9 protein-coding genes are annotated in these 12,104 nt (G+C 60.7%); 3 read left to right on the plus strand and 6 right to left on the minus strand.

From position 1 onward, the window contains the following. The first annotated feature begins 599 nt into the window (after positions 1-599). From P5205_20960 to P5205_20970, 3 genes are all read left to right on the plus strand, one after another. Positions 600-917 carry a type II toxin-antitoxin system RelE/ParE family toxin gene (locus tag P5205_20960; GenBank protein ID HSA12834.1) on the plus strand — a complete coding sequence of 106 codons (318 nt, stop codon included), beginning with the start codon at positions 600-602 and terminating at the stop codon, positions 915-917. After that, positions 914-1,201 (plus strand): NadS family protein, encoded by a 288-nt coding sequence (gene nadS, locus P5205_20965; GenBank protein ID HSA12835.1) that lies wholly within the window; start codon positions 914-916, stop codon positions 1,199-1,201. Before P5205_20960 ends, nadS begins: the two co-directional genes overlap by 4 nt. Before the next feature lie 626 nt (positions 1,202-1,827). Further along, a complete protein-coding gene (locus tag P5205_20970; protein HSA12836.1) occupies positions 1,828-3,615 on the plus strand; it encodes an L-fucose isomerase in 1,788 nt (595 codons plus the stop codon). Here the strand turns inward: P5205_20970 and P5205_20975 are convergent, their stop codons facing one another. The 6 genes from P5205_20975 to P5205_21000 form a co-directional block, all read right to left on the minus strand. Next, positions 3,616-4,509, minus strand: coding sequence for an AraC family transcriptional regulator (locus P5205_20975; protein ID HSA12837.1), 894 nt, complete (start codon positions 4,507-4,509; stop codon positions 3,616-3,618). Between the two features lie 18 nt (positions 4,510-4,527). Then, positions 4,528-6,090, minus strand: a complete 1,563-nt coding sequence (locus P5205_20980; protein ID HSA12838.1) for a putative Ig domain-containing protein — start codon at positions 6,088-6,090, stop codon at positions 4,528-4,530. Further along, positions 6,074-8,026: a hypothetical protein gene (locus P5205_20985; GenBank protein HSA12839.1), complete on the minus strand. Its 1,953-nt coding sequence runs from the start codon at positions 8,024-8,026 to the stop codon at positions 6,074-6,076. The genes P5205_20980 and P5205_20985 overlap by 17 nt, the downstream gene beginning before the upstream one ends. A 5-nt stretch (positions 8,027-8,031) precedes the next feature. Then, positions 8,032-9,426, minus strand: a complete 1,395-nt coding sequence (locus P5205_20990; GenBank protein HSA12840.1) for an alpha-L-fucosidase — start codon at positions 9,424-9,426, stop codon at positions 8,032-8,034. Beyond that, entirely contained in the window at positions 9,423-10,475 is a 1,053-nt protein-coding gene (locus P5205_20995; GenBank protein HSA12841.1) for an SGNH/GDSL hydrolase family protein, read from the minus strand. Before P5205_20995 ends, P5205_20990 begins: the two co-directional genes overlap by 4 nt. Before the next feature lie 75 nt (positions 10,476-10,550). Further along, complete coding sequence (locus tag P5205_21000) at positions 10,551-12,095, minus strand: arylsulfatase (protein HSA12842.1); 1,545 nt, start codon at positions 12,093-12,095, stop codon at positions 10,551-10,553. Positions 12,096-12,104 lie beyond the last annotated feature (9 nt).

Consider the following 12,104-nt stretch of genomic DNA (forward strand, 5'->3'; position numbering starts at 1 on the left):
TGCCTTTCTCTCAGACCCAAGATCCGGTGTCCACTTTTTCGGGGGAAGGGCTCTCTGAGCGGGGCGGAGCGTGCCCCCCTCCCCCCTCCATTTTGCGCGAAGCGGTGACTTTTGGGGGGAGGGGGGTGTTAGCGGAGCCTGCGAGGGGCGCTGGCCGCGGGGGTTAAGGGGGCGCGGCCTGCCGGCCCCGAAGCACCCGAAGGGCCGCAAGCGCCGGAGCGGGTGGGACGTAGGAACGGATACAAAAGGTTGGACGCGGGAGTTGGCGTTCGAACGGTTCGGTTGGCTTCGTTTCGAGGCTTTGAGCCCGTAGCCGCACGGCCTTCAGGGCCGGGCAGCGGAGGGCGAACTGATGGTTCGTCGAGCGTTAGTGAGCTGACTCCGTCCCGACGGAGCGAGCACGGCGAGCGAAGTCGTCCTCCGGGTTGGCCACTCCGCCACGGGCGGTGTGGCTGGCGTTACCGAGATCTGGTGATCTGAGTCGGTCTGAGCGCACGTCGAGACCAAGCGGAGCTTGGTTCTCGTCGTGCGCGCTGGTGTTTCGTGATTCTGGTGAGCGGGGTGTTGACACTATACGCCAGTGGCGTATTATGCTGTGTGTGGAATTTGTTGAGACGCCTACGTTCACGCGGTTGATCGGGAAACTGATGGATGACGACGAGTATGCAAAGTTGCAGCTCGCGCTGGCACTGCGTCCTGACTGGGGCAAAGTCATTCCAGGCGGCGGGGGCCTGCGCAAGTTGCGTTGGGCGGGCAGTGGACGTGGCAAGCGCGGCGGGCTGCGAGTCATTTATTACTGGCAGACCGCTGACGATCAAATTTGGCTCCTCGTGGCCTATCCGAAAAGCGAGCGTGACGACTTGTCGCACGATGAAATCAAGCAACTGAGAAGATTGGTTGTGGAGTTTGAGTTATGAAAAAGGAACTTTTTGAAGAGTTGAAGCAGAGCCTGCGCGAGGCAAATCTGATCAAGCGCGGACAGTTGAAGCCCGGCCGGGTGTTTCACGTGAACCCGGCGTCCAACGTTGTGCGCGTTCGTGGGAAGCTGGGTTTGTCGCAGTCGAAGTTTGCGGCGATCTTAGGCATCAGCGCCGACACGTTACAGAATTGGGAGCAGGGGCGTCGGATGCCGACCGGGCCGGCGAAGGTGTTGCTGAAGATTGCCGCGCGACATCCCGAGGTTTTGTTGGAAGTCGCGTAACGCGTCGGCACGGACGCCTAACGCTGCCAACCGGAAAGAACGAGCCACCGCCAGACCAACGGCTGCCACCACGGGAGACGAGGGCGGAACTGAGGAGGACAACCGCACGCCCGCCAGAACTGCACCGGCAACGAAACGCGCTGGAAATAGAACCCAGCAACGCGACACTGGAAACGCTGCCAACGAACGCCGACCAGGAGATGCCAACGCCTAGCGGCCCTACCGACCTGAAAATGCTCTCTCACACTTTTTTCTTGAGAGAGCATTTTCAGGTCGGTAGGGCCGCGGGCAGCGCTGGACGCGTAGGAAAACCCGAGACGCTCGACAGCCCGAAGGAGTCGTTTCATCTAACTTTGCCTTTGTCCGGAGCGAGTGGCAGGGCGCATTCCAATGGTTGCAGCAGGCGTGCCAGCCTGCTGGGGGAAAGGGGGGCTGGCGCGACTGCTGCATCGTAAACGCGCCCGAACGTAGCGGGTCCTGGCCGGACGGGCCAATGCGGGTGCGTTGGAGAGGGACTTCCTCGTTTCCAAGGGCGCGCGTGGGGGTGGCGGCAGGTCAATAACTGACATAGCCTGGTCAACTGGGGCCATTAACTCCCACCCGGTCTCCAGATAGGCTCCGGGGCTATGAAGATCAGCGCGTTAGCAGATCAATCGTTTCCCAAAGTTGGCATTCGTCCCACGATCGATGGCCGCCGCAAGGGCGTGCGCGAGTCGCTCGAAAAGCAGGTGATGAGCATGGCCCACGTCGCGGCCAAGTCTATTTCCCAGAACCTTCGGTATCCGAATGGGCAGGCGGTGGGATGTGTCATCGCTGACACGTGTATCGGAGGGGTGGCGGAGGCGGCCGCTTGCGGCGAGAAATTCCGGCGGGAAAACGTTGGCGTTTCCCTGACGGTGACTCCCTGTTGGTGCTACGGGAGCGAGACGATGGACATGGACCCGCTCATACCTAAAGCCGTGTGGGGGTTCAACGGCACGGAACGACCGGGCGCTGTTTACCTCGCGGCCGTGCTGGCGGGGCACAACCAGAAAGGGCTGCCGGCGTTCGGCATCTACGGCCGCGATGTGCAGGACAGGGGCGACTCCACGGTGCCGGCGGACGTCCAGCGCAAGATATTAGCGTTTGCCCGTGCCGGCTTGGCCACCGCTATCATGAAAGGCAAGTCTTACCTCTCCCTGGGTGGTGTTTCCATGGGGATTGCCGGGTCCATTGTGGACCAGAACTTTTTCGAGGAATACCTGGGCATCCGCGTCGAGGCGGTTGATATGACCGAGATCGTACGACGAATCGAAGAGCGGATTTACGACGTCGCTGAATTCGAGCGGGCGCTGGCGTGGGTAAAAGAGAAGTGCAAGTCGGGCAAGGACTACAATCCTCCGGGCTCTCGCCGAAATACGGAGGCAAAGACCAAGGATTGGCAGACGGTGGTGAAGATGACGATGATCGTGCGCGACCTGATGCTGGGCAATCCGCAACTGGCGAAGCTGGGCTTCGGCGAGGAGGCGCTCGGGCACAATGCGATCGTCGGGGGATTCCAGGGGCAGCGGCACTGGACCGATCACTTCCCCAACGGCGATTTCACCGAGGCGATCCTCAACTCGTCCTTCGACTGGAACGGCATCCGCCCGCCAGTGATTCTGGCAACGGAGAACGACAGCCTCAACGGCGCCTGCATGCTCTTTGGATATTTGCTGACCAACACGGCACAAATTTTCGCCGATGTTCGGACCTATTGGAGTCCGGAAGCCGTGAAGCGGGTTACCGGGCACAGGCTTACTGGGCAGGCTGCGGGAGGATTGATTCACCTGATCAACTCCGGCGCCGCCACGCTGGACGGGACCGGCCAGCAGCGACGCAACGGCCGGCCAGCGCTCAAACCCTTCTGGGAAATCTCACCTGATGAGGTTGAGAGATGCCTGAAGGCAACGACCTGGCCCTCGGCGATTCTGGAGTACTTCCGCGGCGGCGGGTTCTCTTCCTGCTACCTCTCGAAGGGCGGCATGCCGCTGACCATGAGCCGCATCAGCTTGGTGAAAGGTCTCGGCCCGGTGCTGCAATTAGTCGAAGGCTGGTCGGTGGAGGTTCCGGCCAGGGTTCACGCTCTGCTCAATGAGCGGACGAACCCGACCTGGCCGACGACGTGGTTTGTGCCGCGGCTCAGCGGGTCGGGCACCTTCGCGGACGCTTACAATGTGATGAACAACTGGAGCGCCAACCATGGCGCCATCAGCTACGGCCACATTGGCGCGGACCTGATTGCGCTCGCTTCGACTCTGCGGATTCCAGTGGCGATGCACAACGTTCAGGAGAAGGACGTGTTCCGGCCCAGCGCGTGGGGGTTGTTTGGCGCCCAGGACTCCCAAGGCGCGGACTTCCGGGCCTGCCAGAACTTCGGCGCGCTCTACGGGTGATCAGCTTGCGCTGGCCTGAAACCGGCCGGGCGGAAGCCCAAAGGTGCGCCGAAATGCGCGGGAGAAGCTGAAGGAATCGGTGAAGCCCAATTCGGCAGCTACCTCCTTTATGGGGCACCCGGCGTGAAGCAGCTCCGCGGCTCGATTAAGCCGCAAATGCCGAAGGTAGCGGGTTGGACGTTCACGCCCGAACCGCTGAAATAACCGGCACAGATACGACAGGTCGACGTGGCATGCTATGGCCGCATCCCGGGCGCTTTGGATGTGGGCATAGTGTTGCTCGATGTAGCGGCGGCATTTGCAGTAAGTGGCGAAAGCCCCGCGGATCGTGCTTCCGCATGGCAGCGCCAAGTCGCCAATCTTCATCAGGAGGTACTGTAGCGCCACACTGCACATCCGGGCCCGGTTTGAGTGGTCGCTCCATCCATGCCGAATCAGGTCATCAAAGACGCGCTGGATCTGCTGCGGCTCGGAGACGCGAAGGACCTTGCCGGGGGCGAGCTGGCACTCGTGCATCAGTGCATCCGCGTGCTTTCCGCCGAACGCGACGAAGTACTTCACGAGCGGGTTGCCTGGATCGGAGGAGATGCGATGAGGGGTGTTCCGGCCGTAGAGGAAAGCAATTCCCGGTGAGAGGACGTACTCACGGCCTGCCAGCCAAAGCTCTCCTGCGCCTCCAGCGACAAACTCTACTGTTGTAAACGGGAAGGCGTGGCGGCGTATCGTGTAGTCGGGGCGGCAGTGTTCACAGCCGCCGCTCACCACCCTGATGCCCGGCCCGGGCGCGGGATTCAGGTGAAGGAAAAAGCGCTGCGCTTCGGATATTTGCCTGCTGAAATACCGTGGCTGTGCTGGCCTGAGGCGCAGGGGACGCTTGGAGGTGATTGAGAGCATGGGAGCCTTGGGACCTGGTTAAAGAGGCTGGCAACGAAGGAGAACCACGCCTCGTGCGGGAACCGTGAAGGTCAGCGGGTCGCGCACTGGACCACAGTCCTTTTGCCGCCAGAGATCGCGCGCCGCCTGCGGTCCCGAGAGGCCGAGCTCGCGCCATCGCGCCACGAGGGTGGCAGGCAATGCACCAGCATTGAACAAGCCCACCGCTTTAGACTCGTCTTCGAGGTTTTTCACCATGGCGAAGGCGCCGCCGCTCAATCTGACGACCCGCGCTGAACAGCCGAGAGGATCCTGGTCCACAGCGATGACCTCGGGATTACACAGGACGCTCAATGTGAGTGGGTCCAAGCGGGCCGGGTCGCCGCTAAAGAACAGGGGTGCAGCCATTAAGCACCAGAGCGACATGTATGCGTATTGCTCGTCCGGGGTCAGGGGGCAAGGCTTGGGGTCAGTGAAGTTGGTGCCTTGCTGTCTGCCGATCCAACCGATTTGCAGGTAGTCGGGGTCGTTCCACGCGCCAGGACGAGACCACGCGCCGTGCTCAGCATTGGTCAGTGCAACCTGCACAAACCGCTCCAAGTCAAAGCCGAGGTCACCGGCCGTGCGCCAGCAGTTGCCGCCGACCTCCGCGCCCCATTCCCACACATTGCCCATGCCGTACTGGCAGAGGTTGTAAACCAGATCCCGGGGTTGGCGCTGCAGCGCGCCGCCCATCAAGGCGAACGGCTTCTTCATTGCCTCGAGGGATGGTGCTTTGCCCGCGATGCGGCCGTAAGAGCACCAGTCGTACTTGAGAAAGTCGAATCCCCAGGAGGCAAAGCGGGCAGCATCCTGCTCTTCATGCTGCCAGGACCCGGCCAACCCACAGCATGTATTCGGGCCGGGGGAACTGTAGATGCCTGCCTTGAGGCCCAACCTGTGGATGTAGTGGGTTAGCGCCGGCATGTCGGGGAAGCAGGCGTTTGGCAGCAAATTGCCGTCCCGGTCTCGGAGCGGGCCGACGCGGCGAGGATCCGGCATGTACTTCTGAAGGGCCTGGGCATTCATCCAGCAGTCGTCGATACACACATATTGGTAACCAACGTCGGCCATCCCGCTGGAGATCAGAGCGTCGGCAGCCGCGCGCACCGCTTGATCTGTCACACGGTTGAAGTGGACGTACCACGAGTTCCACCCCATCGGAGGAGTGAGGGCGAGTTTGTCGCCGGAAACAACTCTGAATTTGCGTTCGCTGTGGCCGAAGGCGTTCTTGGCTTTTAGGATCAGGTCGTAGGTGCCGCGCGCGGGGGTTGTGCCGCTAATGATCCCTTTGGCTGGGTCGAGGTTCAGGCTTTGGGGAAGCCGGTCGGCAGAGAAGTTGATGGGACGCTCTCCCGTGCAAGGAATGCGGTAAAGGAAAGGGTGGCCTGGCCGTGCGCCGTACACCGTCGGGCCATTGATCTGCGGTTGCCTTGGAGGGCGAGGGGTGAGGAGTGCAGGTTCATTGGTATCTGCGCCGACGCCGGGAGAAACTGTCGCCAGTATCCAGAAGGTGATCCTGCACAGGCGACCAGTAAGTTGGACGCTACTGTTGGGGTTCATGTGGGTGGCTGGCCGGATGATTGTCGTCGCTACGCGTCCAGTTGCCGAAGTCGTACTGAAGAACCTGGCCGCCATACTCGATTTTGAGGTTCGGGCTGTTAGTCTGCTGGTAGACCCAGGTGTTCCGCAGGAGAGGCCATCCCAAGTAGTCAACCGGTTGCCCATTGATCCTGGCCTGATTTGTGTAGGCTGCACTGTGAGGCAGCCAGGTAAGGTCGAGCTGGTGTCCCGAAAGTGAGGTGTAGGCGAGCCGCGGTTGCGATTGATCAATGCCTGTAGCATCGACCGTTGTGCTGGCGAGCATGGCCTGGGCGAAGCGATTCAGTTCCGCATCCACCCCACCGCCGGCGAAATGCTTTAACTCGGCGGTTTCCAGGACCCAACCGTTCTTCCGCGCGTCGCACCAAAGCAAATCGTTGTTGCTCCAGCGTTGCTTGCTCCAGGTGTGCGGCTTAACGCAGTGAAAGGCCATGAGCATGGCGCCGTTGTGGCAGAAGACCCACCCCGAACGCTCGATGCGCTTGAGGATCGCGCCGCGGGTGGTGAACGGGGCGTAAAGCTTGTAGTATGGGTAATGCTCCGGCACCGAATAGAGACCGATCAAAGTGCCCTCATGCTGGAGGTACTGACTGAACGGATTTTCACCGTAGCCCAGATCGTTCGCGCGCCCCTCCTGCAGTTTGTAGGGGCGATATGGATTCTCCATGCAAACAGCAAACGTCGAGGACGGCTTGTCGGAAACCCATTTCAGCAGGTTGCGGCGGCTCTCCTTGTAAATGCCGGAGGTGAAATCCGGCGGGTGATCCCATTGACTGGCGAGGCTGCAGGTAAAGGAATGAAAGGTGGTCCTGCGAATTTCGGCGGAGCCAAGGGCCGGCACGGACGCCTCGTGAACGAACGGGCGGGAGCGATCCTGCGCAATTTGCACGATAAGATCGGGGACTTTGTAATGGCCGGGAGCGGCCATCCAAAACGAATGCTGCCAACCGGTGCCAGAGGCGGAGATCGGTCGGAACGCGCCAAAGAAAACCCAAGCCGCAGCGGCTGTGGAGGCCATCGAGTCCGGGCTGGTGTCCGTGGAATACCAATATTTGGCGCGCGAGGCTGAGCCGATATTGTAACCCTGGTTCCAAGTGCAAGCGACGTCCAGCAGCATCGCGTCGAGTGTGAGGGTGGCGCGTTTGCGCATCTCAGGTTCCCGCGCGAACTCGGCGAGCATCCGCATTGCGGACAGATTCACGGCAAGATAGATAGGAGCGCCGTATTCGTCGAAGTTGCGCCGGCAAATACCATCGAAGTAGCGGAACAACCGCTCCTGGGTGGCTTTGCGTATTCCAGCGGCGTCCAGTCCGTCGGTGTCCACCAGTTCCGGCCACTCCTCGGCGGCGAGGAAGCCGGAGCCGTCCATCATCAGCCGGTAATTCATTGCGCCGTAGCCGCGCCAAACCTTGTGCTCATAAAGCGCGGTGTAATCGCGGATCTTGCGTGCCGTAGCCGGCGGTATTTTGCTCTTGCAAAGGAAATAGGTGTTGATCAGCGCAACCTTGTCAAAGGGATCCAGGGCGGACGGATTCAGGGGATTTGCGGGTTCAGATGAACCGTCTCGCGCCTTGGCGATTTGGCGTGTGACGGCGGCGTCGAGCTTTGCAAGCGCATCTTTCGTCTCTACATTAAGCAACAAGCGCGCGGCATAGATCGGGGCGGACGCTTTTGGGTAAGTCTCCTGCTCGCGGTTCGGCCTGCATGAAGCGACGTATCGCACGAGGGTCCGGGCGCGTTCGGCGGATGTATGGCCGTCGAGCAATACTCGCCCCCCGGACCTCATTCCGGGGGGCGATCCAAGTGCCGGACGCTTTTCGATTTCGGTGCCGCTAACAGCCGCCCGCGCAGGCAGCAGCAAGGCCACGAATGCAAAAAGCCGTAGTAACGGAAACACAGTTACTATTTGGACGCGAGCCGCGCGGCCTTATCCTGAATTTCCACAACAATGACCGAAGCGATGGGATCGGGGGCTTTGGCTGCCAGCGCCAGGGTCGTGCCGCGTTCGGATTGAGTTACTTTGATCGGTTTGCGACCAGCGTCGGCGAGCAAGTACGCCTTGGTCACTTTGCTCATCAGGCCGGGGATTTCGAATTGGCCGGCGGGCCATTGGAAGAGGTGCACAAACAACTTTCCTGGTTTCGTTGTGCAACGCCACACCCAAGCGGGCTTAAAGGCAGGTTTGCCATGCTTGTCCTTCTCGGTCTCACTGAACGCCCCCGCTTCGGCGCCGAACGGAGTGGGACCGCTGCCGTAAATGGCCTCGCCATTTACCCGCATCCATTTACCCACTTGTTCCAGGCGCTCGATGCTCGGCTGAGGGATTAGGCCTTCCGAGGTGGGGCCAACATTCAACAGATAGTTGCCGCCCTTGCTGGCGATATCCACCAGGTTGCGAATAAGTGTCTCAGTGGATTTCCAGTCGTGGTCATCGCGCTTGAAGCCCCAGGTATCGTTGATCGTCATGCAGGTCTCCCAATCACGCCCCGGATAGCCCTGCGGCGGTATGTACTGTTCCGGGGTTTCCGTATCGCCCTTGTAGCCTCCGCCCAGGCGGTTGTTGGTGATGATTTGCGGTCTTAGCTCGCGGGCCACCCTGGCCAGGCGCTCGGCGCGAGATGGATTTATGTCCCTGGGGGTGTCCCACCAAAGCACGGCAGGAATGTCGGGACCGTAGTTGGACAGAATTTCACGCACCTGGGGAACCGCCACTTGATCGATGTATTCATCCATGTCGCGTTCCTGGGCGGGATCCCATCGGCGTCCCCCCGTCGAGCCGCCATTCATCCAATCCTGGGCCTGCGAGTAGTAGAAGCCGAGTTTGATGTTGTGCTTGCGGCAGGCTTCTGCGAGATCTTTAAGAGGATCGCGTCCGTACGGGCTGGCATCGCAAATATTCCACTTGCTCGCCTTCGAGCAGAACATCGCGAAGCCGTCGTGATGCTTGGAAGTGATCACGATGTATTTCATGCCCGCATCTTTGGCCAGCTTGACCCACGTCTCGGCATCATATTTCACGGGGTTGAATTCCTTGGCGTATGCCTTGTACTCGGCGCAGGGGATTTTGCCGCGGAGCATAATCCATTCGCCGATGCCGCCTACGGGCTTGCCCTGGTAAAAGCCGGCCGGAACGGAGTAGACGCCCCAATGGATGAACATTCCGAATTTAGCGGTGCGCCACCAGCTCATGCGGGCGTCGCGCTGTTGCTGTGTTTCATTTGGTTCCTCAGCCTGAATTTCAACCCTCATCGTTCCGACCGCAGCTGCGACCATGAACGCCATCCATAGTTTTGTCATATTTCGTTTTTATGTGTTAACGTTTCCGAACCCTCGAGTTTACCGGCTGGAATCGCATGTTCATTAGAGAGGGCGCTCGGAGAATTGGTATTGCAGCGCAGCCGGACAATCTCGGCGGTGATTTCCACAGCTCGGGCCTGCGCCTGGCAAACGGTGAGCGCCCCCGGCTTTGCGCCGGGGCCGCCAGGAACGCCGGGACGGGTGTGTGTGAGTTCGGTCATCCACGCGTCGAAGAGAAGCTTTGATCGTTTCGAAATCAATTTGCGTATTTCCGGGCCATGCACCGGAAAGAGTTCTTCCGCTCGCGTTGCACCCTTCAGATCCGCACCGAAGAACTGCTTAAGAATCTCGCGGGCCATGATCCAGTGCCCCCGGCGGTCAGGATGCACGCCGTCCTGGGCGTACATGAAGGACGGGTCACTGGATCGGCCTTCGTCCAGGCTCCGGCGCATCGGGGTGTGGATATCAACCACATCCCAGCCGGAAGCACGCCTGGATAGAAGCCATGAGGTGTAGCGCGTCAGGCTTTCATCGTGCGGCTGGAGGCCGGGGTGTTGCCGGGCATCGTGAACCGGCGGGGTGCAAATCACAACCCGCTTCACCCCGCTGCGCAGGGCGGATTCTCGCAGGCGAGTGATCGCGTTCGCAAAGCGCCTATCCCCGGAGGCGTCTGAGGGGAGGTTGCTCCCATCGTTCATCCCGTAGCAGGCGAACAGGAGGTCCGGCTTAGCCGCTTCCAATACACGGTCGAGGCGCTCGCTCAAGAAAGGGCGTCCGAACCCGAATTTTTCCAGGTGCGAAGCGTTTTCTTGCGGGGTTAGGTCTGTTGCTGTTTCGCTGCCCAGTCCGAGGTTCAGAACTTCGACATTTGCACGCTGCGCGCAAAGCCAGCATTGCACATCCGTCACGTAGTCCCCCGCCTGTGTGATACTGTCGCCAAGGAAGACGATCCGGCGAATGCTCTGGAGCTTCGGGCGTGAAGCAGCGCCGATAGCGGGATCGGCCGGGGTCTGCGCGGCATGAACTGGCAAGGGAGCGAGGAACCCCAATAGGAGTGACAAAAGAAGCGACCGCCATGTCCGCAGTTTCAGGAGTTCAGGAATTGTTCGCATAGCTTCTGCGTTCTAGGGGCGTTTATGCCTGTTCCTCACGGTTACGTCATTCGGCTGGGGGTCGCCCGGCGTGCTGCGGCCGTTCTTTATGTAACGCTCAAGCAACTGCGTAAGTTGAGTCACGATCTCCGGATGTTGACGCCAGACGTTGGTGCGTTCTGAAATGTCCCGGGCCATGTTGTAAAGCTGGATTGCTGGCAGCTTCCGGGCTTCTGTGCCGCCTGGAGTCGGAGCGCTCCAGCCGCCCGAATCGGGACAGAGCACAAGTTTCAAGCCTTCCTTGCGAATGGCGAAGGACCCGTTGATCGAGTGATGGACGATCGCCTCTCGCGCAGGCGGGTTGGTGCCGCCCAAAAGCAGCGGCAGAAAGCTTGCGCTGTCCTCACCCGCATCCGGCGGCAGAGGCACGCCCAGCAGGTCAGCGCAGGTGGCCATCAAATCGCAGAGTGAAACGACCTGCGAGCACGAACTGCCCGGTTTGGTGCGCCCCGGCCAGCGTGCGATCAAAGGAATGCGATGCCCGCCGTCAAAAATGTCCGCTTTGTAGCCCCGGAACCAGGAGCTCGGGAAGTGCCCTTTGATTTCGAGCTGGGGGATCTTGGCGGCGGGAGAACAGCCGTTGTCACTGGTGAAGAACAATAGGCTGTTGGCAGCAAGGCCCGCCCGGTCGAGGGCAGCCATGATTTCGCCGAGCGCCCAATCGGTTTCCATGACGAAATCCCCGTAGGGGCCTAAGCCGCTTTTTCCTTGCCACTCTTTGGCCGGCAGGATCGGGGTGTGCGGGGAAGTTAGTGCGAGGTACAAGAAAAAGGGCTGCCGGTTCGTCGATGAGTGGTCGATGAACTGGACGGCTCGTCGAGTGATCTCGGGCAGCACGGCTTCGGCCTCGAAACCGGGCGCTGCCGGACCCGAGCGCAACCAAGTCTTGGTTGCGACCGGGGCTTCGGTGAAACGGTCGCCTTCGATGTAAGCAAACGGGGGCATATCCAGAGAGGCGCTGATGCCGAAGAAGAAATCGAACCCACGAGTTAGAGGGCCGTCCGCTATTGGTCTGGTCGGATCGAACTGGCCGTGCCGGACGGCGCGGTCGGAATCATCGAACGTGACGCCTGGGGTGGCGGCAAAGGTGAGGCCAAGGTGCCATTTACCGATCGCGGCTGTCCGGTAGCCGGATTGCCGGAGTAAACGCGGCAGCGTGAGGCGCTTTGCCTCGATCAGCGGCGGGCTGAAGCCATAAAGCACCCCCGACTGCAACCGCGTTCGCCAGGCGTAGCGCCCGGTCAGAATACCATACCGGGTCGGCGTGCAGACGGAAGAGCCACTGTGGGCGTCGGTGAAGGCCATGCCCTGCGCCGCCAGGCGGTCCATGTTCGGAGTTGGTATTTTGCCTCGATCGGGATTAAGCGCGTGAACGTCCCCGTAGCCGAGGTCGTCGCACAGGATCAGGACAAGGTTCGGCTTGTTCGATGTGGCGAAGCCTGTGAGCGGAGATGACGCCAGGCATGCAGGCACGAGCAACAGGAGGCACAGCCGCAAGGGAAATTGCTTCGATCGCATCACCATCGG

It is taken from the genome of Candidatus Paceibacterota bacterium (assembly GCA_035452965.1).
GTDB lineage: Bacteria > Verrucomicrobiota > Verrucomicrobiia > Limisphaerales > UBA8199 > UBA8199.

Bases quoted from the DNA above. Each gene is read 5' to 3' on its own strand.
- nadS (HSA12835.1), top strand. From the start codon at position 914: ATGAAAAAGGAACTTTTTGAAGAGTTGAAGCAGAGCCTGCGCGAGGCA.
- P5205_20970 (HSA12836.1), top strand. From the start codon at position 1,828: ATGAAGATCAGCGCGTTAGCAGATCAATCGTTTCCCAAAGTTGGCATT.
- P5205_20975 (HSA12837.1), bottom strand. From the start codon at position 4,509: ATGCTCTCAATCACCTCCAAGCGTCCCCTGCGCCTCAGGCCAGCACAG.
- P5205_20980 (HSA12838.1), bottom strand. From the start codon at position 6,090: ATGAACCCCAACAGTAGCGTCCAACTTACTGGTCGCCTGTGCAGGATC.
- P5205_20990 (HSA12840.1), bottom strand. From the start codon at position 9,426: ATGACAAAACTATGGATGGCGTTCATGGTCGCAGCTGCGGTCGGAACG.
- P5205_21000 (HSA12842.1), bottom strand. From the start codon at position 12,095: ATGCGATCGAAGCAATTTCCCTTGCGGCTGTGCCTCCTGTTGCTCGTG.